The 24,763-nt window shown below is 42.1% G+C and carries 24 protein-coding genes; 10 read left to right on the top strand and 14 right to left on the bottom strand.

What is annotated here, in order from left to right:
- Positions 1–358 precede the first annotated feature (358 nt).
- On the bottom strand, positions 359–706 hold the full coding sequence (locus MHI41_RS03660; protein ID WP_007496775.1) for a general stress protein: 348 nt from the start codon (positions 704–706) through the stop codon (positions 359–361).
- A 222-nt stretch (positions 707–928) separates the two neighbouring features.
- On the opposite strand from MHI41_RS03660, the gene MHI41_RS03655 reads away from it, so the two are divergent.
- Complete coding sequence (locus tag MHI41_RS03655; protein WP_017366799.1) at positions 929–1,306, top strand: YfmB family protein; 378 nt, start codon at positions 929–931, stop codon at positions 1,304–1,306.
- A gap of 121 nt (positions 1,307–1,427) precedes the next feature.
- On the top strand, positions 1,428–2,432 hold the full coding sequence (locus tag MHI41_RS03650) for an NADP-dependent oxidoreductase (RefSeq protein WP_282833986.1): 1,005 nt from the start codon (positions 1,428–1,430) through the stop codon (positions 2,430–2,432).
- Between the two features lie 38 nt (positions 2,433–2,470).
- Here the strand turns inward: MHI41_RS03650 and MHI41_RS03645 are convergent, their stop codons facing one another.
- A complete protein-coding gene (locus MHI41_RS03645) occupies positions 2,471–3,613 on the bottom strand; it encodes a DEAD/DEAH box helicase (RefSeq protein WP_342494567.1) in 1,143 nt (380 codons plus the stop codon).
- 152 nt (positions 3,614–3,765) lie between these two features.
- Between MHI41_RS03645 and MHI41_RS03640 the strand changes: the two genes are divergently transcribed.
- On the top strand, positions 3,766–5,319 hold the full coding sequence (locus MHI41_RS03640; protein ID WP_282833984.1) for an ABC-F family ATP-binding cassette domain-containing protein: 1,554 nt from the start codon (positions 3,766–3,768) through the stop codon (positions 5,317–5,319).
- A 46-nt stretch (positions 5,320–5,365) separates the two neighbouring features.
- Here MHI41_RS03640 and MHI41_RS03635 read toward each other — a convergent pair whose 3' ends face one another.
- On the bottom strand, positions 5,366–6,556 hold the full coding sequence (locus MHI41_RS03635; protein ID WP_342494566.1) for an MFS transporter: 1,191 nt from the start codon (positions 6,554–6,556) through the stop codon (positions 5,366–5,368).
- 259 nt (positions 6,557–6,815) lie between these two features.
- Positions 6,816–7,241 carry a MerR family transcriptional regulator gene (locus MHI41_RS03630; RefSeq protein WP_236810283.1) on the bottom strand — a complete coding sequence of 142 codons (426 nt, stop codon included), beginning with the start codon at positions 7,239–7,241 and terminating at the stop codon, positions 6,816–6,818.
- A 143-nt stretch (positions 7,242–7,384) separates the two neighbouring features.
- On the opposite strand from MHI41_RS03630, the gene folE2 reads away from it, so the two are divergent.
- The gene (folE2, locus tag MHI41_RS03625) at positions 7,385–8,281 is read left to right on the top strand and encodes a GTP cyclohydrolase FolE2 (protein WP_008344170.1); all 897 of its coding nucleotides are present in this window, start codon (positions 7,385–7,387) and stop codon (positions 8,279–8,281) included.
- A gap of 28 nt (positions 8,282–8,309) precedes the next feature.
- On the opposite strand, the gene MHI41_RS03620 is transcribed toward folE2, so the two are convergent.
- Positions 8,310–10,202 carry an ABC-F family ATP-binding cassette domain-containing protein gene (locus MHI41_RS03620; RefSeq protein ID WP_008344172.1) on the bottom strand — a complete coding sequence of 631 codons (1,893 nt, stop codon included), beginning with the start codon at positions 10,200–10,202 and terminating at the stop codon, positions 8,310–8,312.
- A gap of 133 nt (positions 10,203–10,335) precedes the next feature.
- On the opposite strand from MHI41_RS03620, the gene MHI41_RS03615 reads away from it, so the two are divergent.
- Together MHI41_RS03615 and MHI41_RS03610 are read left to right on the top strand one after the other, a co-directional pair.
- Positions 10,336–11,409 carry a glycosyltransferase family 2 protein gene (locus MHI41_RS03615; RefSeq protein ID WP_113747753.1) on the top strand — a complete coding sequence of 358 codons (1,074 nt, stop codon included), beginning with the start codon at positions 10,336–10,338 and terminating at the stop codon, positions 11,407–11,409.
- Between the two features lie 178 nt (positions 11,410–11,587).
- On the top strand, positions 11,588–12,979 hold the full coding sequence (locus tag MHI41_RS03610) for an amino acid permease (RefSeq protein ID WP_008344176.1): 1,392 nt from the start codon (positions 11,588–11,590) through the stop codon (positions 12,977–12,979).
- A gap of 35 nt (positions 12,980–13,014) precedes the next feature.
- On the opposite strand, the gene MHI41_RS03605 is transcribed toward MHI41_RS03610, so the two are convergent.
- Together MHI41_RS03605 and MHI41_RS03600 are read right to left on the bottom strand one after the other, a co-directional pair.
- Positions 13,015–13,248 carry a hypothetical protein gene (locus MHI41_RS03605; RefSeq protein WP_008344178.1) on the bottom strand — a complete coding sequence of 78 codons (234 nt, stop codon included), beginning with the start codon at positions 13,246–13,248 and terminating at the stop codon, positions 13,015–13,017.
- 6 nt (positions 13,249–13,254) lie between these two features.
- Positions 13,255–13,512: a hypothetical protein gene (locus tag MHI41_RS03600; protein ID WP_008344180.1), complete on the bottom strand. Its 258-nt coding sequence runs from the start codon at positions 13,510–13,512 to the stop codon at positions 13,255–13,257.
- A gap of 65 nt (positions 13,513–13,577) precedes the next feature.
- Here MHI41_RS03600 and MHI41_RS03595 point away from each other — a divergent pair, with 65 nt between their 5' ends.
- On the top strand, positions 13,578–14,057 hold the full coding sequence (locus MHI41_RS03595) for an Hsp20/alpha crystallin family protein (RefSeq protein ID WP_008344182.1): 480 nt from the start codon (positions 13,578–13,580) through the stop codon (positions 14,055–14,057).
- Here MHI41_RS03595 and MHI41_RS03590 read toward each other — a convergent pair.
- Positions 14,038–14,265 carry a hypothetical protein gene (locus MHI41_RS03590; RefSeq protein ID WP_142154338.1) on the bottom strand — a complete coding sequence of 76 codons (228 nt, stop codon included), beginning with the start codon at positions 14,263–14,265 and terminating at the stop codon, positions 14,038–14,040. The two genes, MHI41_RS03595 and MHI41_RS03590, sit on opposite strands and share 20 nt — an antisense overlap.
- Before the next feature lie 91 nt (positions 14,266–14,356).
- On the opposite strand from MHI41_RS03590, the gene MHI41_RS03585 reads away from it, so the two are divergent.
- Positions 14,357–14,761: a hypothetical protein gene (locus MHI41_RS03585; protein WP_056705609.1), complete on the top strand. Its 405-nt coding sequence runs from the start codon at positions 14,357–14,359 to the stop codon at positions 14,759–14,761.
- Here MHI41_RS03585 and MHI41_RS03580 read toward each other — a convergent pair.
- Positions 14,693–16,123, bottom strand: a complete 1,431-nt coding sequence (locus MHI41_RS03580; RefSeq protein WP_342494565.1) for a DASS family sodium-coupled anion symporter — start codon at positions 16,121–16,123, stop codon at positions 14,693–14,695. The genes MHI41_RS03585 and MHI41_RS03580 overlap by 69 nt on opposite strands.
- 231 nt (positions 16,124–16,354) lie before the next feature.
- On the opposite strand from MHI41_RS03580, the gene MHI41_RS03575 reads away from it, so the two are divergent.
- Positions 16,355–18,394, top strand: coding sequence for a penicillin-binding transpeptidase domain-containing protein (locus tag MHI41_RS03575; RefSeq protein ID WP_342494564.1), 2,040 nt, complete (start codon positions 16,355–16,357; stop codon positions 18,392–18,394).
- A 144-nt stretch (positions 18,395–18,538) separates the two neighbouring features.
- Positions 18,539–19,777: an MFS transporter gene (locus MHI41_RS03570; protein WP_342494563.1), complete on the top strand. Its 1,239-nt coding sequence runs from the start codon at positions 18,539–18,541 to the stop codon at positions 19,775–19,777.
- Between the two features lie 34 nt (positions 19,778–19,811).
- On the opposite strand, the gene MHI41_RS03565 is transcribed toward MHI41_RS03570, so the two are convergent.
- From MHI41_RS03565 to rfbF, 5 genes are read right to left on the bottom strand one after another with little or no spacing between them, the layout of a single operon-like run.
- Positions 19,812–20,741, bottom strand: coding sequence for a putative nucleotide-diphospho-sugar transferase (locus MHI41_RS03565; RefSeq protein ID WP_342494562.1), 930 nt, complete (start codon positions 20,739–20,741; stop codon positions 19,812–19,814).
- Positions 20,742–21,932, bottom strand: coding sequence for a glycosyltransferase family 2 protein (locus MHI41_RS03560; protein WP_342494561.1), 1,191 nt, complete (start codon positions 21,930–21,932; stop codon positions 20,742–20,744). It abuts the gene before it with no gap.
- Positions 21,929–22,840 (bottom strand): putative nucleotide-diphospho-sugar transferase, encoded by a 912-nt coding sequence (locus MHI41_RS03555; protein WP_282833977.1) that lies wholly within the window; start codon positions 22,838–22,840, stop codon positions 21,929–21,931. The genes MHI41_RS03560 and MHI41_RS03555 overlap by 4 nt, the downstream gene beginning before the upstream one ends.
- 12 nt (positions 22,841–22,852) lie before the next feature.
- Positions 22,853–23,824, bottom strand: a complete 972-nt coding sequence (locus MHI41_RS03550; protein ID WP_342494560.1) for a GDP-mannose 4,6-dehydratase — start codon at positions 23,822–23,824, stop codon at positions 22,853–22,855.
- Between the two features lie 4 nt (positions 23,825–23,828).
- Complete coding sequence (gene rfbF / locus MHI41_RS03545) at positions 23,829–24,593, bottom strand: glucose-1-phosphate cytidylyltransferase (protein WP_058336480.1); 765 nt, start codon at positions 24,591–24,593, stop codon at positions 23,829–23,831.
- Positions 24,594–24,763: the final 170 nt, after the last annotated feature.

Here is a 24,763-nt window from a genome sequence, read left to right as displayed (position 1 = left end):
CAGGTATATTTCGTGGTTTTTTGACCTTAAAACACTTATTTCTACACAAAAATATAACTTAAACCAATAGAACTAAGAAATTTATCTACTAAATTACACAAGATTTTTATTTCATTTTGAGATAAAAATAAAGATATCATAATTATTTCCCGAATGGTTTTTTGTGATATTTTCACTACTTTTTTCATTTTTTTGATGGTATCCTTTGATATTTCTATATTTTCAATTAGACATTTTACTGTTTATCCCAATTTTTTAACCTTCCTTATTATAGTGAAAAAGACAGATGGTAGTTTTTAATTATCGCAGCATGAAAAAAAGCCCCTTACAAAAGTAAGAGGCTTTTTTACGATGGCGTTTATGCCCAATTTTTCACTTTTTCATGGTCAGTCACAAAGAGAAGAACTTTCCCTTCGTCTAAATGTTCTTCAAATGTCTCAGCTTCTTCTTTTGAGAAACCAATTTCGTGAATCTTATTGCGGAGTTCATCTCCCTTTTTGCTAAAGATGTTTCCAACCGCATGCTTGAGTCCAACTTCTTTTGGACCTATCGTATTGGCATCTGCGTTGCTTGCAATACGCTCAGTTCGATCATCGTCATGGGACAGAACATAAATGTCCTCTCTTGCAACACCGAGTTGTTTTAATTGCTCCACATCTCTTTGAAGTGTTTCATCATTTGAATACTCTCTTACAACAGGTTTCATTTATTATTCCTCCTTTAACGTCTTACGAATCTTTTACCCGTCACTTTTGTCATTAAACCTTCCTCCAGCACATCCATTTTTACTCTGTGAACTTCATGCGTCTATGGACTTATTTTTGACAAAAAGACTGTAAAAATGACTAAATTTTCTGAAAAATCGTATTCATTCCTTGTCATTTGTTGTACAATTCTTATACTGGAGGCTAGAAATGGGGTGGAGCTGATGTATTATTTTTCAGCTGAGCAGCAGTTTAATGCATGGGTTGTCAGTGATTTGGTGAAACAGCTTTTTCAAAAATGGAATCCTGAAGAATCAAAAGCAAAGCCGCTTACTTTGTTTGCTGAACAGCACTTTCACATCTGCATCGATTATCTCTTTTCTATTATTATTAACATTGGAGATATCGAGTCAATCGAACAAGATCCACAAGACCTGTTGTCCTCATATTTAAATATCCTTTTTCCTTTTGTGACGCACGATATGATGAAAGCCTCCATGCAAAATGCAAATGAATATTTGTTAAAAGAACGTGATGCGGATGAGTATCAACTGTTTGGTTGTCTCCCGCCGCTCCTTTCTGTCTCTCTTCAAAAAAAGTAGTCCCCTTCTTTTAGATGGTGGCTGCTTTTTTGTATGTGCTTGGAAAAGACCGTATGTTTTGAACGAAAAGAAGCATCATGTTAATGTAAATCTAGGTTGCAAGTGAAAGGGAGGATTTGACATGAGTCAACAAAAACAAATTCAATTAGCAAAACGTCCAAAAGGGTTACCTACTAAAGATGTTTTTCATTTTGAAACAGTTGATATACCAACGCCGCAAGATGGCGAAGTCTTGATTCAAACGAAATATGTGTCTGTAGATCCTTACATGAGAGGAAGAATGCAAGATACAAAATCCTATACACCTCCGTTTAAACTCAATGAAGTGATCCAGGGTGGTGTGGTCGGAGAAGTCGTCGAGTCCAAATCTCCTCAATTTGAGAAAGGTGATTTTGTACTTGGATTCCTTGGCTGGCAGGAATATTCTACTGCCAAAGCAGAGTCTCTGACAAAAATTGATCCATCCATTGCGCCGTTATCTTATTACTTAGGGATTTTGGGCATGCCAGGACAAACCGCCTATTTTGGACTTCTTGCGATTGGTCAGCCAAAAGAAGGCGAAACGGTTGTCATTTCTGGAGCCGCAGGTGCCGTTGGTTCTGTTGTCGGACAGATCGCTAAAATCAAAGGTGCCCACGTCGTTGGAATTGCCGGATCTGATGATAAACTGGCTTATTTAAAAGAACTCGGCTTTGATGAAACCATTAATTATAAAACAACAAATGATTTAGATGATGCCATTGCAAAAGCCTGTCCAAACGGTGTCGATGTGTATTTTGACAATGTGGGCGGCGACATCTCTGATGCTGTAATGAATCATTTGAACCGTTTTGCACGTATTCCAGTCTGCGGTGCCATTTCTTCTTATAACATTAGTGCAAACGAAGACATTGGCCCTCGTGTGCAAACAAAACTCATTAAAACAAGTGCATTGATGCAGGGCTTCATTGTTGCCAACTACTCTGATCGTTTTGAAGAGGCAGCAAAAGATCTCGCACAATGGGTAAAAGAAGACAAACTCACATATAAAGAAACAATCATTGAAGGCTTTGACAACATTCCTGATGCATTCCTTGGACTATTCAAAGGGGAAAATGTCGGAAAACAACTTGTCAAAATTTCATAACACAAAAAGGACCCTGCCAATTATGGAGGGTCCTTTTCTTATGCCTGCTTGGGCGCAAGGTGCAGCTGGCCTTGCTTATACACAATTTCTTCAAGCGAAAGATTCAGCTTTTTCGCCATTTTTTTCAGCATTGATTGCTCTTGAGGTGTGACAAGACTGATGACTGCGCCTTCTTTTCCTGCGCGTCCGGTTCTACCTGAACGGTGGATGTAGCCCTCTTCATTTGGCATATCTGCATGAATCACATATGGCAGATCATCAATATCGATTCCTCTTGCTGCAATATCTGTTGCAAGGAGGAGCGGGAATTCACGCTGTTCAAATGCCTTTAAGATGACAGCACGCTCTGCTTTTTTCGCTTCACTGTGAAGCACACCAAGGTCGACATGGTGATACGCTAATTTTTCTGCATAAATGCTCAAATTCGTAATATCTCGCACAAAGACAAGTGCCTGCATGTCCTCAAGCCGTGATAGCTTTTGCAGTAATTTCACCTTGTCGCGCTGATCACATAACAGGTAATAATGCCCTACCTTCTGCGCTTCTTCTTGGCTTCTGCTAATTTTCAATACTTTTGGCTCAGATGCGATGTCTTTGATCAGTTGAACGGTTTCCTCTTTCAACGTCGCAGAAAAACAAAGGATTTGTCTTTCTTTTAATGTGGATTTAATGATCGCTTGGATCGTTTTCATATGCTCTGGGACAAGAAGCTGGTCTGCCTCATCTAACACGATCGTTTTCACTTCATGCATTTTCAGTTTCTTGATTTTGATTAACTCTTGTACGCGACCCGGTGTCGCCACCACGATATTCGGGTGTTTTTTTAGCTTTTCCTGCTGCTTCTTGATGTTTGCCCCGCCTATTAAGGAAATAGCTTTGATGTCTGAACCTTGTTTGAATTCTTGCACGACATCAAAAATTTGCATCACAAGCTCTCTTGAAGGTGCCAAGATTAAGACTTGCGGGTGTTTGATAGTCACATCAATTTTATTTAAAAGCGGCAGAACATACGCAAGGGTCTTCCCTGTTCCAGTCGGTGATTCTGCGATCACATCGCGTTTTTCCGTAATCCACTCTGCTGTTTGTTCTTGTATCGCTGTTGGTTTCTCAAAGCCAGCCGCTTCAAAGTTCTTTTGAATAAATGGCTTTGCTTCTTTAAAAAATGCCCAATTTTCCGTCATGTTGATCTCCTTTATCCTCATTCAATCTATCCTTAAGTATCTCAAAATCAGCTTTGAAACGCAATTTTTCTTTTGATGCTTTTATCGAGCCGGACAGTTCGATATAATCATGAGAGGCACTAGCCGTTTTGAATCTATTTGAGGTGTAAAAAATGATATTATCTGTTAAAGATTTAAGTCATGGCTTTGGCGACAGAGCCATTTTCCACGAAGTCTCCTTCCGGTTATTAAAAGGCGAGCATGTCGGCTTGATCGGCGCCAACGGTGAAGGAAAGTCAACGTTTATGAATATTATTACTGGCAAGCTTGAGCCAGATGCAGGAAAAGTCGAATGGGCAAAAAATGTCCGTGTCGGCTACCTCGATCAGCATACCGTGCTTGAAAAAGGAAGAACCATTCGTGAAGCCCTTCAAGATGCATTCCATTATTTATTCTCAATGGAAGCCGCAATGAATGACATTTACGAAAAAATGGGTGAAGCAGATCCTGATGAGCTAGAAAAGCTTTTAGAAGAAGTAGGCGTCATTCAGGATGCCCTGACGAACAATGATTTTTATATTATTGATTCCAAGGTAGAGGAAATTGCAAGAGGTCTTGGGTTAACAGATCTCGGGCTGGATCGTGATGTGACAGAGCTGAGCGGCGGACAGCGTACAAAAGTACTGCTTGCGAAATTGCTGTTAGAGAAGCCTGAAATTCTTCTTCTTGACGAGCCGACCAACTATTTAGATGAACAGCATATTGAGTGGCTGAAGCGCTATTTGCAGGAATATGAAAATGCGTTTATCCTCATTTCACATGATATTCCGTTCCTAAACAGTGTCATTAACTTGATTTATCATGTCGAAAATCAAGAACTCACGCGATACGTTGGTGATTATGATCAATTTAAACAAGTGTACGAAGTGAAAAAGCAGCAACTAGAGGCAGCGTATAAAAGGCAGCAGCAAGAAGTGGCTGAATTAAAGGATTTTGTCGCGAGAAACAAAGCACGTGTCAGCACTCGAAATATGGCGATGTCTCGTCAAAAGAAACTCGATAAGATGGACATGATTGAATTAGCGGCAGAAAAACCAAAACCAGAATTCCACTTTAAACCTGCACGTACATCAGGGAAATTAATTTTTGAAACGAAGGATTTAGTCATTGGGTATGACGAACCGCTCTCTCGTCCATTGAATTTAAAAATGGAACGCGGGCAGAAAATTGCGTTATACGGTGCCAACGGTATCGGAAAAACGACACTGCTCCGAAGCCTGCTTGGAGAAATCTCCCCCATTTCTGGTGAGGTGGAACGCGGAGAATTCCTGCATATTGGCTACTTTGAACAAGAAGTAAAAGAGCAAAACAGCAACACTTGTATCGAAGAGGTGTGGAGCACCTTCCCATCGTACACACAATATGAAGTCAGAGCTGCCCTTGCCAAATGCGGTTTAACGACAAAACATATTGAAAGCCGTGTGTCTGTTTTAAGTGGTGGTGAAAAAGCGAAGGTCCGCCTTTGCAAGCTCATTAACGAAGAAACCAATTTGCTTGTTCTCGATGAGCCGACAAACCACTTGGATGTCGATGCAAAAGAAGAATTAAAGCGCGCGTTAAAAGAATATAAAGGCAGCGTCCTATTGATTTCCCACGAACCTGAATTTTATCAAGATGTGGCCACTGAAACTTGGAATTGCGAATCTTGGACGACCAAAGTATTATAATCACAAAAAAGCCTTATATCTCATGCAGATATAAGGCTTTTTCTATTTAATGACCTGCTTGAATATTGATGAGATGTTTCCGGCCAATTAGCAGGATGACCATGCCTAAGAGAACAACTGCCGCCCCTACATAATAAGGGGTGCTTGCTGTGTAAGTTTCAGCGAGAACTCCCGCAATCCAAGGCGCAATCGCACCACCAATAAATCGTACAGCACTGTATGAGGATGATGCAATTGAACGCTCAACAGGAGCTGATCCCATCACAGCCGTCGTAAGCACCGTATTGATCATGCCTAGAATTCCCCCAGCAATCACAATACCGCAAATGACCACGACCACATGTGATGTCCATATTCCAATGCCGAATAAAATCACAGCAAACGAAGCAAAGAGAACAACAAGAGCTGTTAATGTACCCAATTTGCGATGAATGACCGGCGCTGAGAAGACAGATGTCACAGCCAAAAATAATCCCCATCCAAAAAAGACATAACCAAGACCATGCTCATCAAGATGAAGCACAAATGGCGAATAAGCTAGAAGAACAAAGAATCCAAAGTTATATAAGAAAGCAGCAGATGCCATCGTTAAAAGCCCCTTATATTTCAAGGCTCCAACAGCTTCAAATAATTTCACCTTTTTCTGCGGCTTTTGCATAGGTGGAAGCATAAAGGTAATGGCTAAAAGAGCAACGAGCATTAACACTGCCACACCAAAGAATGGCCCGCGCCAAGAGATCGTTCCAAGCTCACCGCCAAGGAGCGGCCCAACAGAAATCCCAAGACCTAGTGCCGCCTCATATAAGATGATGGCTTTCGCACTTCCTCCAACAGACACACCGACAATTACTGATAATGCCGTTGAAATAAATAAGGCATTCCCAATGCCCCATCCGCCTCTAAAACCAATTAATTCATTAATGGTTGAAGAAGTACCGCCTAAAGCAGAAAAGACAATAATAAAGATGAGTCCTAATAATAACGTCCATTTGGCACCAATACGACTAGAAATAAAACCGGTAAAAAACATCACAAAGCCGGTGACAAGCAAATAGCTCGTAAATAAAAGAGACACCTGACTTGGAGATGCTTGTAATTGTGATGCAATGGCTGGCAAAATCGGGTCCACAAGTCCTATCCCCATAAATGAAATCACACATGCAAAGGCCACCGCCCAGACGGCCTTCGGCTGTCTAAGCAGACTCGTACGCTGTTTTAATACTTCTTCTTCCTTCATTCCATCAGAACCTTTCCTACAGTTGTTTAACAAAATAAAATAAACACGCTGAGGTGTTTATTTTATTTTGTTGACAAAGGGCTAAAATGAACTTTATTTTAGCCCTTTGTCTTCTTTTTCAGCGTGATAGAAAACCTTTGCAGTCTAGGAAGGACGAGTACTGGCGCGGAGCGAATTTGTCATTCGTGAGCACCGGCACGCAGGACTGACAAAGAATGCGAGGGTTTGTCTACACGCTGAAATAAACACGCTGAGGTGTTTATTTTTGTAATTGCTCAATGGCATGAGCCGCTCTTTCTTTCATCGTTTCAAGATCCTTTTTAAAGGATTGAATCGTTTCTAGCTTTTTTGTAATCAATTGATGCTGCACAGTCAGCTGCGCATCAATATCTAACAGCTTCTCTAATCGTTCCTTCGGGTCAAGAGATAACAGGTAGCCTTCTTTATTCAGCTCAAGCTGTTTTCCTATTTCCATAAACGACTGAAGCTCTTGTAAAGAAAAGCCAAGTACTTCTTTGGCCTGCATCACTTTCTCCAGTTCTTCCATGTCGTCCTCTGAGTAAAGTCTGACACCGCCCTCTGTCCGCTTTGGTGCTGGTAATAAACCAATCTCTTCATAGAAACGAATGGTTCGTTTCGTCAGACCGCTTCTTTTCGCCACTTGATCAATTTTCATCCATTCCATCGCCAGTGCCTCCTGCTCATCAATTCATGTTTTATTATACACTTTTATAACCTTAACGTAAACGTTAATGTTTAATCACTTGATTTCTATTGTGGTTTGATGCAAAATAAATAGGAATCATTACGTTTTAAAGGAGGTACCATATGCGTTCATTTCCATCCAAAAAAGAACGACACGCCCAATTCGGTTCTGTCCCGCCAAGCGCTAGAACAAAACCTTGTCAAAAAGAGGACATGATAGACATCCAACAAACCGAACAGGACTTTTATTTTGATCTGGAACAGGTCGGACTTTGCCGTGTGTCGTACCCTGTACATATTTTGTCTAAAACGGCTCCACAGCAGCAAACCTCTTCCGCTGATTTTACGTTGAGTACATATTTGCCAGCTCATCAAAAAGGCATTCATATGAGCCGTCTCACCGAGCAGCTTCACTCCTTTTATGAGAGCGGAAAGCCGGTTGATGTGGATTCCTTAAAAGAATTGACGGAACAGCTTGCCAAGCAAATGAATCAGCCATCCGCCTCGATTCAAGTTTCCTTTCCGTGGTACATGGAAAAAAAGAGTCCCATCAGCGGAAAGTCCGGTTTGATGCATGCAGACGTGCAATATGTCATCCACTTTCATGAAGAAAACGGATGGATTTGTCATATTGGCTGCACTGCTCAAGTGACAACGTTATGTCCTTGTTCAAAAGAAATCAGTGAATACGGCGCACATAATCAGCGTGGCACTGTATCTATTCAGGTAGAGCTGTTTGAACAAGGTCAACTCCCTGACGACATGAAAGCAGATCTACTGCAGATCATCGAGTCTAATGCGAGTGCGCCCCTTTACCCTGTACTCAAAAGACCAGATGAAAAACAAGTGACAGAAGAGGCCTATGAAAATCCACGTTTTGTAGAGGATGTTGCGAGGTTAATTGCAGCAGAGCTATATGAACAAAACTGGATTAAAGGCTTTCAAATTGAGTGTCGAAATGAAGAATCCATTCATCAGCACGATGCTTATGCCAAATGTTCTTATCAAAAAAAACTGTAGATTGTCTCTACAGTTTTTTTGCCAACCTTTATTTTTCATTACTTTCTAATTCCTCAATCATCAGCGACAGTTCTGTCCAGCGATCCATCGCTTGTTCTAATTCTTCAGCGACGGCTTTTTGCTTGTCCATCAGCTCTTGAATTTTCCCAAAATCACTGCCAGCCTCAGCAATGCTGGCTTCGAGCTGCTGGTGTTTGTCCTCTAGTGCTTGTATCCGATCTTCAATCCCATCCCATTCAAGCTGGTCCTTATAGGATAGTTTTTTCCTCTTTTTCGGTGCAGCTTCTACTTGTTTTTCAGCTGGTTTTGTCTCTGTCCGCTTCTGTTCTTTTTCTTGCTCCATGTAATCGCTGTAAGCACCCTGGAAGTGTGAAATGCGTCCATTTCCTTCAAACACAAGCAGACGATGGACGACTCGGTCTAAGAAATAACGATCATGTGACACGGTGATGACTACGCCTGGGAACTGCTCCAAATAATCCTCTAAAATGCTGAGCGTCTCTGTATCAAGATCATTCGTCGGCTCATCTAAAAAGAGAACATTCGGCTCTTCCATCAATACCTTCAATAAATACAATCTGCGGCGCTCTCCCCCTGACAGCTTGCGGATAAACGTGCGCTGCATGGATCTAGGGAATAAAAATCTCTCCAACATCTGCTCTGCTGTCACAATGACGCCATCTGCCGTTTTGACAATTTCAGCTGTTTCTTTGATGTAATCAATGATATTCAGCTCTTCATTCATTTCATTATGGTCCTGCGTGTAATAGCCAATGCGGACTGTTTGTCCAATGGTCAATTGTCCGTTCGTCGGTTCTATTTTACCCGCCAGGCAATTGAGTAAAGTCGTTTTGCCCACTCCATTCGGTCCGATAAATCCGATGCGATCACCTGGCACGACTAAATCGCTGAACTGATCCACAAGGGTTTGACCAGCAAATGTGATGCTGATCTCTTCTGCCTCAATCACTTGTTTTCCAAGCCGGTGAGAACCGATCGCAAAATCAAGCTCTCCTTTTGCATCAGGTCCCTTTTGATCCTTCAGCTCTTCCACTCTGCCGATACGTGCTTTTTGCTTTGTCGTTCTAGCCTTTGCCCCTCTTCTCAGCCATGCAAGCTCACGTCTAAGCAGGTTTTGACGTTTCGTTTCTTTTACTTGAGCTTCTGCTTCTCGTTCCGCTCTTTTTTCTAAAAAGACTTCATAATTTCCTTTATATGTGTAAAGCTGCCCCTGATTTAATTCATAAATCCGATTAGCGACGCGGTTTAAGAAATAACGATCATGGGTTACAAGAATGACAGCCCCGCTGTATTGACTCAAATATCCTTCAAGCCATTCAATGGTTGCGTTGTCTAGATGGTTTGTCGGCTCATCTAAAATCAGCAAACCCGCAGGCTGGATTAAGTTTTTGGCGATCGCCACACGCTTTTTCTGTCCGCCTGATAACGCATGAACAGAACGGCTCACATCTTTGACACCAAGCTTTGTCAAAATCGTTTTCGCCGAAAGGTTCGCATCCCATGCGTCGTCCTGATCCATTTTATTTTGCATACGCATAAGCGCTTCTTGTTTTGCCTCGTTTTGTGGATCATGCTCTAAATCAGCCAGCGCCTGTTCATAGGCTTTCATCGTTTGAATCATTGGTGCTGTTCCTGAAAAAATATAGTCGAGAATCGTTTCATCTCCGCTCATTTCAGGATCTTGCTCAAGAAATTCGATATCAAGTGTCCCTGCCTTTGTAATGTCGCCTTCCTCAAATGATTCAAGTCCTGCAATGACTTTTAAAAGCGTTGACTTCCCTGTTCCATTAGGTCCAATTAACCCGATGCGTTCCTTTGGTTCTATATGAAAAGAGATATGATCAAACAGCGTTTTTTCGCCATAGGTTTTATATAATCCTTCTACATTCAATAAACTCATTTTATCAGCCCTTACATAGATTCTTCCTTTATTTTAAATCAGCCAGTAGCAGAAAACTAGTTTTAAAAAAACCCGCTGCTGAAAAGAATGTTTCCTTTTGATGCTCGATACACTATGAAGAGGTGATCTAAAGATGATAACCATTAGTTTATGTATGATTGTGAAAAATGAAGAGGAGGTTTTGGCTGACTGCCTGTCTTCTGTTCAAGACATTGTAGATGAGATGATCATTGTTGATACAGGATCAACGGATCAAACAAAGGACATTGCTCACTCCTTTTCAGCAAAGGTACTCGACTTTGAATGGGTCCAGCATTTTGCAAAAGCACGCAATTTCGCTTTTTCCCATGCAACAAAAGAGTATATCTTATGGCTGGATGCCGACGATGTCCTGCTTGAAGAGGATCAGCAAAAACTGCTTCAGCTCAAACAGACGCTTGATCCCGCAGTAGATGCTGTCTCGATGTTTTACCACGTTGGATTTAGTGAAGACGGTCAGGTGAATTTTAAATATAGAAGAAATCGGCTCGTCAAGCGTGCCTTGAACTTTCAGTGGTATGGTGCCGTTCATGAATTCCTTCAAGTGTATGGCAACATTTTTCCCGCTGATATCGCCGTCACCCATCAAAAGCGTAAGAAAACAACCGCTGGAGAGCCTGGACGCAATCTGCGCATTTATGAAAACATGCTTGCAAAAGGCGAAGAGATGACACCTCGTGACCTCTTTTACTTCGCCAATGAATTACGAGATAACAAGCAGCATGTGAAGGCGATTCGCTTTTATCACAAATTTTTAGCCACAAAACAATGCTGGATTGAGGATGAAATTCGCACATGCCAAAATTTAGCTGACTGCTATTATGCAGTCGGTTTTGAGGAAGCCGCCCTATCCTCCTTATTGCGATCCTTCTTATATGATCAGCCCCGTCCAGAATTTTGCTGCCGGATTGGGGATCATTTCAAAGCACAAAATAAATACAAAGCGGCCATCTATTGGTATGAGCAGGCACTGAAGGCACCTGAAATCGAAACAGCCTTTACACTGACACAATATAAAACATGGTATCCTCACCTTCAGCTTTGCTATTGTTATTATCAGCTCGGTGATTTGGCTCAAGCCAAAACCCATCATCTTGCATCCTCAGCCCATTACCCAACCCATCCTAGTGTGCTGTACAATGAAAAAATATTTGCTGAAGAAACGTAAATCTCCTGTTATCACATCCGCCTGTCAATGACGGCGGATGTCTTTTGATACACATTAGACTAATGTGACATTTAACACTTTAGTGATTTAAAGCGTTTTTCAACCAATTGACTAAATTGTCATTTACGCATATACTAACATTCGTCTTACGAAAAGATTTATCCATTAGGAGGTCAACATGAGTTCTTTATTTAGAAAAAAGTCTCTCGATCAGCTCATGCTTGAAAGTCAAACGAAGCGGCTGAGCCGTTCTTTGAATACATTTGATTTAATCTTGCTTGGCATTGGCTGTGTGGTCGGGACTGGAATTTTTGTGATAACGGGGGTTGCGGCTGCGAAAGATGCGGGACCTGCGATTATTATATCTTTTATTTTGGCTGCGATCGCATGCGCCCTTGCTGCTTTTTGCTACGCTGAATTTTCCTCGTCCATTCCAGTGTCAGGAAGTGTCTATACGTATTCTTACGCAACACTTGGAGAATTCCTCGCCTTTTTAATGGGCTGGGATTTAATGCTTGAATATGTTGTTGCGCTCTCTGCTGTGGCAAGCGGATGGTCATCCTATTTTCAATCACTGCTCAGTGGATTTGGTCTGCACATACCGAAGGCTTTATCGGCTGCACCCGGAGCCGCTGATGGGGCCATCTTTAACCTGCCAGGCGCACTCATTATTTTACTCATTACCTTTATTGTCTCAAGAGGCGTAAAAGAGAGCACAAAGCTGAATAACATCATTGTGCTCATCAAAATTGCCATTGTCCTCCTCTTTATCATTTCAGGCTTTGCTTACGTTAAACCTGAAAATTGGACACCTTTTATGCCAATGGGCTTCCATGGCGTGATTGCTGGAGCGGCAACTGTCTTTTTTGCTTACCTTGGATTTGATGCAATCGCTAATGCATCAGAAGAAGTCAAAAATCCGCAAAAAGCGATGCCAATTGGAATCATCGGTGCGCTCGGCGTTTGTACGATTTTATACATCGGGGTTTCATTTGTCTTAACAGGCATGGTTCACTACACGAAGCTGAATGTCAGTGACCCTGTCGCTTTTGCGCTTCAAGTGGTTGGCTTGAATAGTGTCGCTGGTATTATATCGGCAGGCGCTATTATCGGGATTACGACCGTGTTAATTGCACTTGTCTACGCTCAGGTGCGTTTAACCTTTGCTATGAGCCGAGATGGACTCATGCCAAAAATCTTTTCAAACGTTCATCCAAAATCGAAGACACCGGTTGCCAACACTTGGCTGACAGGCGCTGTTGCGGCATGTATCGTTGGTTTCGTCAACTTATCAACACTTGCTAATTTAGTCAGCATCGGTACACTTGCGGCCTTTACGGTGATCTCGATCGCTGTAATCATACTCCGGAAAAAACATCCGAATATGAAGACAGCGTTTAAAGTACCCTTTGTCCCTGTCCTTCCCATCATTAGTGCGGTCATTTGTATGATATTGGCTGCCACACTGAAATGGGAGACATGGCGAGCCTTCCTCATCTGGGTAGCCATTGGTGTCGTTGTGTATTTTACCTATGCAAGACGAAAAAGCCATCTGAATCAAACACAATAGAAAAGAGACACGGGGAATCCCGGTCTCTTTTTTGTTTAAATCACACTGTTTTTCACTGAATTCGAGTCCACCATATCTGGATCGAGTACGCTTGAAATCGGAATGACAAGCGGTGAACAATCTCCATTGTCCTCACCAAAACCTTGGTTCAATTTCATCGAGAGAAAATAATCGATCTGCTGATAAGGTCCTAGCGTCAGTGATGCCCCCCGATCCATTGCATTGATTTTAAAAGCACCGACATTGACGACTGAGGGTGAGAATAACATCACACATCACTTCCTTGGAATAGGTTTAGCTGCTGGCGAAAAAGAGGCAGGTGAGTCCACTTGATCTCGATCATCTACATGGCTCTTTGTTCCGACAAAACCGCTAGCATCTCCAAAATTCTGTCCGTACCCCTGATTTTTTTTATCTGAGTTTTGCCACTCTGCTAACAAATTTTGTCCGACATTCACCGCCGACGCATTTTCAAAGGAATTAATTTTTAACATGAAAATATTAATATTGATATACGGAGTTGGTTGAACCACAGATAAACCTCCTTTTTATAGGTATATGCGAGCACCCATCAAGTATGTTAACAGGAGGTCTTCACATGGACTTCGAAAAAATGAAGCAGTGGATGGACATTGCCCAGCAAATGCATGGAGATGATTTTTGGAAAATGATATTCGATGATGAGCAAAGATCTCCCTTTATGGCAAATGGTCCGTCTCCATTTACATTCTCGCAGCAAGATCAGCGAGGAACAGATGCATCGTTTCCACCAGTCGACATTGTGGAAACCCCTACTGAATTTCAGTACTTAATTTATCTGCCTGGCTACCGGAAGGAAGATGTTCAGGTGCTGTCATATGGTGAATATTTGGTTGTAAAAGGACAGCGTTTTTCCTTTTTTAACGAACAGGATTTTCGCCAAAAACAAGGAAAGTATGGTCCGTTTGAAAGAAAAATTCGGCTCCCAGATATGATTCTTGGTCAAATGAATGCGGCCTTTAAAGACGGCGTGCTATACATTCGCCTGCAAAAAGATGAAGGAAAAGCAACTGCGATTATCATAGATGACGAATATTGATACTGACTGCGTCTATTAGATCACGATCATCAATCGTTTCAATCGGCAAGATCGTGATCACGCTATCGGCATTTTGTTCACCAAAACCATTGTTTCTTTTGATCGTCGAGCAGTGATTTCGTACGATCGTTGAACCGAATGTCATCGAGGACCCTGTACCAATCGTATTCGTTTTCATATGGGTAATCTGAATGCGTGTAGGCAGCATGCACTTCTCCCCTTTCATGTATCTCTATAAGTATATACCGGGCAGCTTTTCCATAGACTAGAGCAAGGCGAAAGAAAAGGTTGTGGTCCACTTGAAACATTTCATTCAATCACTCTTTAAAAAAACCGAAGCCAGTCCATCCCCATCTGTCGTCGAGCTGGAAAAAAGACTCACCGCTCTTGAGCAGAAAATGTCTGCACCTGCTCCGCCTGTCTCGGAGGATACGCACATTCACATTGAATCACTGCATGTGGACAAAATTGACTACCATTTAGAGTTTGGTGAGCTTTCCATTGATCAGCTTAAAGGCAGACTCAACATTGGAGCTACCTATTACACGCCAAAGGACCCGCACCTCAAAAAGGCAGCTTCAGTACCGAAGCCAAAAGAAACAAAAACACCAAAAGTCTCCATTCGATCAAAGTCTTCATCTCAGCACGACCGGAAGCCAGAAATAAACCGCAAGCACAATCGCTACAATACTGATCACATTTAGCCAAAAGCCAGCCTTGACCATATCAGATATTTTCAGCACGTCCGCACTAAAGACAGCCGCATTTGGTGGTGTGGAGATTGGCAACATAAACGCACATGAAGATGCTAACGCAGCCGCAGCCATTAAGCCGTACGGCTCCATGCCAATTGCAAGTCCAAGCCCTACTGTAATCGGAATGATCATGTTCGCAACTGCTGTATTAGACATAATTTCGGTCATAAATAAAATAGAAGCCGTTAAAATAATTAGCAGCATGAGGTACGACAGCCCATTTAAATGCTGTAAATTTTCCCCGATCCATCCTGTTAGATTCGTTTCCGCAAATCCTGTAGCAAGCGAAAGCCCGCCTCCAAATAAAAGCAATAGCCCCCATGGCAACTGCTTCATATCCTGCCATTCTAGTATTCTCTCTCCATTTGTCGCTGGAATGAGAAATAACAGCATCGCCCCAAAGATTGCGATCGACGTATCCGAGACAGGAAGCCCGCCAAACAAAAAGATTTTAAAGATCCATAAAAAAGCCGTCATAAGAAAAATAGCAAAAACCCATTTTTCTTCTTGTTTCATTTTGCCTAAATCCTCTAAACCCTTCCGTATAAACGCTGCTCCCATTTCCCCTGTGTGCTCTACCTTGAACTGTATCTTGGTCAAATACAGAAATAAGAGAATGAGCAAAACAGCCGCCACCGGAAAACCAAACAAAAACCATTCAAAAAACATAATTTCCCGATCTAACAGCTTTTTTGACATCGCCGCAAAAACAGCATTTGGCACAGACCCAACGAGTGTCGCAAGCCCGCCAATAGAGGCTGAATAAGCGACTGATAATAGGATGCTTTTACTGAATCGGTCAAGAGATGCACCAGACAAAATATCGTTCGCCTTCACCTCTTTAATCACAGCCAGTGCCACAGGCAGCATCATCAGTGCTGTGGCTGCATTTGAAATCCACATAGATAAAAAGGCCGTTGCCATCATAACCCCTAATACAATGCGGTCACTTCTTGTGCCAATGATGTTTAAAATATGTAAGGCCATTCTTCTATGTAAATTCCATTTTTCAATAGCAATGGCAATCATAAATCCGCCCATGTACATAAAAACAATCGGGTCTCCATAAGCTCTTGATGTTTGCTCCATCGATAGCCCGCCAAGTGTTGGCAAAAGGATGATGGGCAATAAAGAGGTAGCCGGTATAGGCAAAGCTTCTGTGACCCACCATGTCGCAGTCCAAGCCGTAACGCCCAGTACCACTCTTGTTGCATAGGTCAATTCACTTTCTGGAATGAGCAAAAAAATAAGCAAAAAGAAGATCGGTCCAAGAACAAGTCCAGTCAGATTCACTTTTTTATAAACGATCACAATTCCTCCTTCATGAAAACGCTTTTAATTTTTTCTAATTTTTCACATTCGATGATCACATAAAAAATCCTTTAAATCATAAGAAAAAATGAAGAGATCCTTAAGCAGCAGCTGTGTCTTGATTCATATTTCCACTTCATGTCTTGGTCTATTTTCATAGGAGAAACTATACAAATCCTACACAGTAACTGTAAACTATAGAGGATCTAATCAAAAATTGAGGTGTTTTCATTGTATACAGATCAACGAAAATCATTTTGGAAACAGAAAAAAGTCATCATTCCCCTTCTTAGCATCATCGCGATTGCTGCTGCTCTCTTTTTCTTAAAAGATACGCTTTTCTCAAAAGAAAAAGAGGCGTTGCAAGCCGCTGAATCCTTTACGAAACATCTGGAGAAAAAAGAATTCACGAAACTGGCAGATGAGGTCACAAGCGGCTCTCTGAAGGCCAATGACTTTTCTAAAAAACAACTTGCCGAAAAATACGATCATATCTTTAGCGGCATCGGTGCGAATGATCTAAACGTCTCAAACGTCAACGTAGAAAAACAGGATAAAGGAAATGGGTATCAATTCACCTATGAAGTCACGATGAAAACGTCACTTGGAAAACTGAACAAACTCTCTTACAAGGGCGTTCTCTCCGAAGAGGATAACAAGTGGAAAGTAGACTGGAAACCAAATCTCATCTTCCCGCAAATGGAAAAGGGTGACACCATCAAAGTGACAACTGATCCTGCGGTACGTGGAAATATTGTAGATCGAAAAGGGCGCACATTAGCCGAAACAACTGGTGGACACGCACTTGGCATCATCCCTGGAAAGCTCGGGACAGGCAAGGAAAAAGAAAGCAACATCAAAAAAATCAGTAGCGCTTTTGATATAGATGAAGAGCTGATTCAAAATCAGCTGAAACAAGCATGGGTCACAGACGACACATTTGTTCCGCTAAAGTCTATGTTAGAGCAAACACCGATTCCAAAGGACATAAATGGCGTCACCTATCAAACGAAGGAAATGCGCTACTATCCATATAACGAAGCCGCTGCTCATCTGACAGGCTATGTGGGAAAAGCAAATGCGGATGATATCAAAAGAAATCCAGCTTTAAAGGCGGATCAAATCATCGGCAAAACCGGCCTTGAATTCACATTTGACAAGAACTTAAGAGGACAAGATGGCGGAAGCATCCTCATTATCCATGATGAAACAGGTATTGAAGAAACATTGCAAAAAACTGACCGAAAAGACGGAAAAACAGTCAAGCTGACCATTGATGCATCTTTACAGAAAAAAGCCTATCAACAGCTGAAAGGTGAAAAAGGGGCTGTCACCATTATGAACCCATCATCAGGTGATCTATTAGCGCTTGTCAGCACCCCTTCTTACGATGTCAATTTAATGACCAACGGGATCACACCTAAACAATATCAAGCATACAGTGAAAATCCCGATCTTCCATTCCAAGCTCGATATGCGAGCAGATATGCACCAGGATCTACTTTCAAAACCATTACAGCAGCCATTGGACTGGAAACAGGTGTCACAAAGCCTAATAAAGTACGCACCATTCATGGACTGAAATGGCAAAAGGATCAATCATGGGGAAATTATCGCATTACACGGGTTCATGACAAAGAACAAGTTAATATGGTCGATGCCCTCGTGTACTCAGATAATATTTATTTTGGACAGGAAGCCCTTGAAATCGGCAAAGATACTTACGAGAAAAAAGTGAAAACATTTGGGTTTGGTGATGATTTAAACATGCCGTTCACAATGAAACCTGCACAAGTGTCTAACGACGGAATCAAATCAGACATCTTACTTTCCGACTCAGCATATGGCCAAGGAGAATTACTCATGTCCCCGATCGAGCAAGTTCATGCCTATTCTCCATTTGCAACAGGAGGAAAGCTTGTGTACCCTCGAGTCATTCAGGATGAAAAAACAGCATCACCAAAACAGATCATCAAAGAGGATACAGCAAATACGGTAAAGGACGCACTGACTCAAGTCGTCACCAATTCAAACGGAACTGCTCACTCGTTGCAAATAAAAGGGGCTGATATAGCCGCTAAAACGGGAACAGCGGAACTAAAGAGCAAACAAGGTGCGACAGATGGTACTGAAAATGGATTTTTACTTGCGTTTAATCCTAAAAAAGAAGATTACGTCCTCGTCGGCATGATTGAAGGTGTGAAAAACCGTGGAGGCAGTGGACTTGTCATTCAAAAAATGAAGCCTGTCATCGCTTCTTTCTATAAATAACCCTTTAGAGACACAAGCTCCATCAAGCGCATGTGTCTCTTTTTTTCTAAATCATGACAATTTGCTATTGTTTTATAGTTCACCTTATGAATAAAATGAGGAGAATGAAAAAAGAAACAAGTTGAATGAAAGGAGGAAGTCTCATTGGCTCTTGCTGCTCAAACAAAGGATAAACCTCAAAAAGCGGTCACCGGTTCAACGGTTTATCCTATTTTATTGATTATTGGTATTTGCCATATGCTCAACGACACATTGCAAGCCGTGATTCCTGCCATGTTCCCTATTTTAGAACGCTCAATGGGGCTGACCTTTACTCAATTAGGGCTGATCGCCTTTACATTAAATATGGTCTCCTCCGTCATGCAGCCTGCGATCGGGTGGTACACAGATAAACGGCCGATGCCCTATGCTCTGCCTATCGCATTATTTTCAAGTGCTGTCGGCATTTTCGGCCTTGCGTTTGCGCCATCATTTGCGACCATCCTGCTGTGCGTCGTCTTTATTGGACTCGGCTCTGCGATTTTCCATCCAGAGGGCTCACGGGTTGCCAACATGGCAGCCGGTCCTAGACGCGGTCTCGCTCAATCCATCTATCAAGTCGGCGGAAATACAGGTCAAGCCTTTGCTCCGCTAATCGCTGCATTCATGCTCGTCCCTCTCGGTCAGCCAGGTGTGGCTTGGTTTACGATTGTTGGAATGATTGCTGTCGGTTTCCTTCTCTATATTTCGAGATGGTACGCAAGAAAGCTTCAAACCATTCGAGCACAAGCGAAAAAAGCGCCTGCAAAAGCGGCAAGATCTGAACTTCACCGCAAGTCAGCGCTCACAGCACTTGGCATTATCGTCTTTCTTATTTTCGCGCGTTCTTGGTATGGAAATGCGATCTCGAATTTCTATGCGTTTTATGCGATTGAACAATATGGTCTGACGATTAAAGAATCACAAACTTATATTTTCCTATTTCTTATATTGGGTGCGATTGGGACATTTTTAGGCGGACCGCTTGCAGACCGCTTTGGCAAGAAAACCGTGATTTTAATTTCCTTATTGGCATCCTTTCCACTTGCCCTGCTTCTCCCATTTGCCGGACCAGTTTTTGCTTATGTTTTACTTGGACTCATTGGGATCATTCTGACCTCAAGCTTCTCTGTCACCGTGGTCTATGCCCAAGAACTATTTCCCGGGAAAATTGGCACAATGTCTGGTTTAACTGTTGGACTTGCGTTTGGTATGGGAGCGATTGGATCCGTTGCCCTCGGCTCATTAATTGATGCAGTCGGTTTAACGCCTACCATGATCGGTGTCGCCTTTTTACCGATATTAGGCATCCTAGCCTTTTTACTGCCAAGCGATCAGACCATAGCGAAATGGAATGAATCGTAAAATGAAGAACCGCTCATTTACTGAGCGGTTTTTTTCATATCTCATAAAAATGTGTGTCGGGAACATGTTTCTTCGCAATAAATCCTTGCTGAAAATCAGGAAAGATTTCCTGCACCTGTTTGATTTTTTTGTGAACCAAATCCGCATACGGAATATACAACTGATTCACCAGCTTTTGTTCTGTCATATAGTAATACCAATTCAGATTAAAGTTCTTTTCATCAATGATCGTAAAGGCAGAAAAATGATAGAACAGCAGTGGACATTCGTCGAGATACATATCTCCTTTCACAACGGAGAGCTTATAGTTTTCAATATTCCAAATCGCTGCATTGGCACCTTTAGATGCCACCACATGGACACCCTCAAAATCATCGACCCATCTTTCAACATACCGCTGATCACCATATGTCTTTTTTTCCGTATCCATTTCTACTGTACAGTGCGCAATGCAGTTCTCTTTCCACTGCGTCACAGCCCGTTTGGCCACATCTGTGTTTCGACAGCCTACAAAGCCAGTATTAAAACGTCCGGATAATTCATAAAAGTGATAGAATCGCTTGGAATTCATATGATCTGTCAAAAATACATGAGCGAGTGGATTTTCTGCAAATATCGCCTCTGGATCATGATAAAAATACAAATCCGTATCCAAATGAGCGAGATAATCTGCATCAGAGGACTCAAGAATTTTGAGTAGAAACGCAGGCTTAAGCGTCCAGCAATACTCGTGGAACGTACGATCCGCCTTTGCTTTTCGCAGCGAATCATCTTCCACATCTTCAAGCTGTTCATATTGGACATGTGGATGAGGAAACTGACTTAACACCTTGTAAGCCAAAGGATCAGCACATAAGACAGAAAGTTTGTATGATTGAGCCGTTTGCTCAAGTGAATGAATCAGCGCCAGCAGCTTAAATACATGGGTATTCGACACAATGGTTGTGAAATGATAGGATGCCATCTACAACACATCCACTTGAAACAAGTCAACATGCAGCAGCTCTTTTGTGAGCCCTTGGATGGCTTCTGTCAGCACCGTGCATCCATGTTCCTGCTTGGCAAGCTGGGCCGTCTCTGACAACTTTTTCAAAGGGAAATCCTTTGCGGTCAGCACGTTCTTTTGATCACGTTTAATGCCCACATTCCGCTCTGTGATCATATGAAGCAGCTCCAAAAAATAAGCGAGCAGATCATCATATGCTGCATTCTTACGCAGCTGGCGAATGTCTTTCACGATATCGTTTGTCACGGTATGAGAAAATGGTCCAGAGAAAGCCAAATGAACATCAATCGAATCAATATTGTTGTACTTCTCGCACATATACAAAATGTTATATTTGATGTCATCGAATGACGTTAAATTACTTGGATGTTCCTGATGCACACTCAAAATATCTTCACGCAGCTCAAACGAGAGACCAAGCTGATGCAGACGAATGCCTAAATCATAATCCTCAAACCCGTATCGAACGATGTTTTCATCAAACATCCCTAGTTCCATGACATGCTTTCGCTTGACGGAAGAGTTATTTGTGATAAAAAATCGCCACGGCAATTGATAAGAACTTAGATCATAGTCGTACGTGTTTAAAATGTCTTTCAGGATATCAATAAATTCGGACTGCAAGTCGAAGCTTCTCTCTAGAAATGCGCCGTTTTTTATTTCCTCCATCGACACAAGAGGCGTTTTGTCTTTCATTTTCCGCTGATACAGCCCTTGTTTTTTTAATCGATTCACATGATCTTTATCAAAACCGGTGTAAAAATAACGATAGATTCGCTTCCAGCAAACACCGCAAATCACACGGTCCTCATGATCAGCATGTGCCTCCGCATGCTTTTGAATAAATTGGGGCTCTGCCAACATATCGCTGTCATGAAATATTAAGAGGTCTCCCTCTGCCTCACGAATGGCATGATTGCGCCCCTTGGCAATTCCTTGATTGACAGGAATACGCACCTTTTTGAATGGAAAGTTCACCTCAATGTTTTCGAGCATTTCCATCGTGCCGTCCGTTGACCCATTATCAGCAACAATGACCTCAAATGGAATATCGGTTTCCTGAAGCGTTAAGGAAAAGAGGCTCCCTTCTAAACGCTCTTTCGCATTATAACTCGGAATAATGACGCTGACCTTCGGCTTTTCATTCATGCGCCATCCTCCTCCAGTTTGGCATAGCCGTTAAACATCGGATTGACTTGTTCTACCGATTCAATCACATGACGCAGCACTTCCCGATAGGCTTCTTGGAAAAATGGCAAGTCATCTCTTCCTTTTTCATGGATTTGCTGCATATCATCTTTGCTTAAGATCCGAAATCCGCTGAAATGATAACAAATGAGCGGGCTCCCATCCTCAAGCAAAATACGTCCATTCTCTTCCTGATAAGAATGCTGGCCATAATTCCAGTGACCAATATTCACACCCTTTGTTTGAATATCTTCTACTTTTTCAAACAGCATCGGCATATGATCCAAATACCCTTGATCGCCAAATTTTCCTTCTCCAGGCGCATTTTTGCATTCCTTTAGACATTCTTCTTTCCACCAGCTCAGGCACTTCCGGCCGGCTTCATCTCCTTTAAAATGGAGGAATCCTGAATTATAGCGCCCTAAAAGTTTCTGAAGCATCTTCACTTCCTCTTGATCAAAGCTTGGAATGACAATATCCCCTCTTGAAAGAAGCACAGAGACATCAGGCTGGTTTTCAAAAATCACTTGCGGACTCTCATAAAAGAACAAATCCGCATCAAGATACGTCACTTCCTCCGCCTGGTCCTGCTTAAATAGCCACTCAATCCAAATCGGTTTTAATGTCCAGCAATATTCCGAATCATTTCGTTCCTTTTTGATCTCTAACAGCTCTGGCGTTTCAAGATCACGTACATGAACAAATTCGACATGCGGGAAATTCATTTGATGAAGCAAATCAAATGCAGCATCATCCATACATAACGTCTTGATGACAGCATCATCTTCTACTTGCTTCAACGATAAGAAAAACGCAATGGCTTGATAAAGTCTTCCACTTGATAGAACCGTACAATATATGCTGTTCATCTGTTTACACCTCTATTTTTGAAAGAATTCGCGGTACCATTCAATTGTCTTTTCTAACCCTTCATCAATGGAGTAATCAGGCTTCCAATCAAGCAGCTTTCTCGCCTTTTCTGCTGATAAATATTGATGCTTAATCTCATGCGTTCCTTGATTTAAAATACGCGGCTTCAGTTCACTGCCCATCGCCTTTAAGATTTTATCAACGAGATCAAGCACGGTCAGCTGAATTTCATTACTAAAGTTAAATGCTTCTCCTGCAAGCCCTTTTTCCTCCATTTTTTCAGCTAGCAGTAAATAAGCCTTGACCGCATCTTCAATATAGAAATAATCACGGATAAAGGTACCGTCACTTCTAATTTCTGGCGCCTTTCCCTCTAATACCAGCTGGATGGTTTGCGGAATGATTCGGTTAAAATTCAAATCTCCGCCTCCGTATAAATTACCGCAGCGCGTAATACAAACCGGAAGACCATATGTGTTGTAGTACGTGTGAGAAATTAAATCTGCACAGCTTTTTGACACATCATAGGGGTGCTTGCCGTTAAGCGGCATGTCTTCATCATAAGGAAGCTGTTCTTGATCTCCGTATGCTTTATCACTTGATGCCACGATCACTCGTTTGATGAGCGGCTGCCTTCTGCACGCCTCCAGCACATTCCATGTCCCTAAAATATTGGCTTCAAATGTAGAGACCGGGTGCCGATTTGCGACCCCAACAATCGCTTGGGCAGCCAAATGAAAGACCGTATCAATCTCATATTCTCCTAACGCACGTTCTATCGTCTGCATGTCCTCCAGTGCGCCTTGGACGACATTCATCTTTTCAAATTGACTGCCTTGATATAAGTTCGATCTTGGCACTTGATCACGTACAAGCCCTGTTACGTTTGCTCCTTGATCTATCAATTCCTTAACGAGGTAACTCCCTAACAATCCCGTACACCCAGTCACAAATACGTTTTTTCCCTTCCAAAACCCGCTCATGCTGTCACCAAACCTTCCATGGTTGTTTTCCTTCAGTCCACATGCCGTTGATTTCTTTCAAGTTTTTATACGTATCAATTGCTGTCCAAAATCCGTGGTGCTCATAAACTGCTAACTCTCCATCATTCGCCAAGTTCTGAAGAGGCTCTGCTTCGAACACACATTGATCATCATCTGTTAAATAATCAAAAACCTTTGGAGACAACACAAAAAATCCTCCATTGATCATCCCGATACTGTCTGTCTTCTCAGAGAAGGATTGTGCCATCCCGTTATACACCTTCAGCGTGCCGTACTGTGATTTCTTTTCAATTCCTGTGACAGTGGCAGCTGCTCCAAGCTCTTGATGGCGCTTGAGCAAATGAAACATATTGATATTGGCAAGTCCGTCACCGTACGTCATCATAAATGTCTCATCACCAATATAATCCTGTACCTGCTTTAACCGCCCGCCTGTCATCGTATCCTCACCCGTATCTAAAAAGGTGATTTTCCAATTCTCCGACTTCCCTAAAAGCTTCATTTCCCCTGTCGACATATCCAGCTGCATGCTGTGATGCCGCCAGTCGTAGTTGAGAAAATACTCTTTGATTTTCTCTCCTTTATATCCAAGTAATAAGATAAACTCGTCTACACCGTAATACTGATAGATTTTCATAATATGCCATAGAATAGGCCGGTCTCCGATCATAGCAAGTGGTTTAGGAAGCGCTTGTGTGACCTCACTCATTCTCGTTCCCTTTCCTCCGCAGAGAATGACTGCTTTCATCTTCTCCCCTCATCTCTCTATGAAAATTTTTGATTGAAAACCCTATCTTCATGCGGAAAATCAGTACATGTACCCTTATACTTTGTCCGACATCAGGTTTTGAATCTACTCTATTCATATGTCGGAATAAGAGAGGGTGCCACCTAGCATTTAACTATTTTTACAAACAA

This window comes from Bacillus sp. FSL M7-0307, from assembly GCF_038627835.1.
In the GTDB taxonomy this organism is placed as follows: Bacteria; Bacillota; Bacilli; order Bacillales; family Bacillaceae; genus Bacillus; species Bacillus altitudinis.
The sequence above is the reverse complement of the archived record's forward strand: the minus strand, read 5'-3'. Positions and strand labels throughout refer to the sequence as shown.

Excerpts from the sequence above, each read along its gene's own strand:
- MHI41_RS03660 (WP_007496775.1), bottom strand. The coding sequence starts at position 706 with ATGAAACCTGTTGTAAGAGAGTATTCAAATGATGAAACACTTCAAAGA.
- MHI41_RS03655 (WP_017366799.1), top strand. The coding sequence starts at position 929 with ATGTATTATTTTTCAGCTGAGCAGCAGTTTAATGCATGGGTTGTCAGT.
- MHI41_RS03650 (WP_282833986.1), top strand. The coding sequence starts at position 1,428 with ATGAGTCAACAAAAACAAATTCAATTAGCAAAACGTCCAAAAGGGTTA.
- MHI41_RS03645 (WP_342494567.1), bottom strand. The coding sequence starts at position 3,613 with ATGACGGAAAATTGGGCATTTTTTAAAGAAGCAAAGCCATTTATTCAA.
- MHI41_RS03640 (WP_282833984.1), top strand. The coding sequence starts at position 3,766 with ATGATATTATCTGTTAAAGATTTAAGTCATGGCTTTGGCGACAGAGCC.
- MHI41_RS03635 (WP_342494566.1), bottom strand. The coding sequence starts at position 6,556 with ATGAAGGAAGAAGAAGTATTAAAACAGCGTACGAGTCTGCTTAGACAG.
- MHI41_RS03630 (WP_236810283.1), bottom strand. The coding sequence starts at position 7,241 with ATGGAATGGATGAAAATTGATCAAGTGGCGAAAAGAAGCGGTCTGACG.
- folE2 (WP_008344170.1), top strand. The coding sequence starts at position 7,385 with ATGCGTTCATTTCCATCCAAAAAAGAACGACACGCCCAATTCGGTTCT.
- MHI41_RS03620 (WP_008344172.1), bottom strand. The coding sequence starts at position 10,202 with ATGAGTTTATTGAATGTAGAAGGATTATATAAAACCTATGGCGAAAAA.
- MHI41_RS03615 (WP_113747753.1), top strand. The coding sequence starts at position 10,336 with ATGATAACCATTAGTTTATGTATGATTGTGAAAAATGAAGAGGAGGTT.
- MHI41_RS03610 (WP_008344176.1), top strand. The coding sequence starts at position 11,588 with ATGAGTTCTTTATTTAGAAAAAAGTCTCTCGATCAGCTCATGCTTGAA.
- MHI41_RS03605 (WP_008344178.1), bottom strand. The coding sequence starts at position 13,248 with ATGTTATTCTCACCCTCAGTCGTCAATGTCGGTGCTTTTAAAATCAAT.
- MHI41_RS03595 (WP_008344182.1), top strand. The coding sequence starts at position 13,578 with ATGGACTTCGAAAAAATGAAGCAGTGGATGGACATTGCCCAGCAAATG.
- MHI41_RS03590 (WP_142154338.1), bottom strand. The coding sequence starts at position 14,265 with ATGCTGCCTACACGCATTCAGATTACCCATATGAAAACGAATACGATT.
- MHI41_RS03565 (WP_342494562.1), bottom strand. The coding sequence starts at position 20,741 with ATGGCATCCTATCATTTCACAACCATTGTGTCGAATACCCATGTATTT.
- MHI41_RS03560 (WP_342494561.1), bottom strand. The coding sequence starts at position 21,932 with ATGAATGAAAAGCCGAAGGTCAGCGTCATTATTCCGAGTTATAATGCG.
- MHI41_RS03555 (WP_282833977.1), bottom strand. The coding sequence starts at position 22,840 with ATGAACAGCATATATTGTACGGTTCTATCAAGTGGAAGACTTTATCAA.
- MHI41_RS03550 (WP_342494560.1), bottom strand. The coding sequence starts at position 23,824 with ATGAGCGGGTTTTGGAAGGGAAAAAACGTATTTGTGACTGGGTGTACG.
- rfbF (WP_058336480.1), bottom strand. The coding sequence starts at position 24,593 with ATGAAAGCAGTCATTCTCTGCGGAGGAAAGGGAACGAGAATGAGTGAG.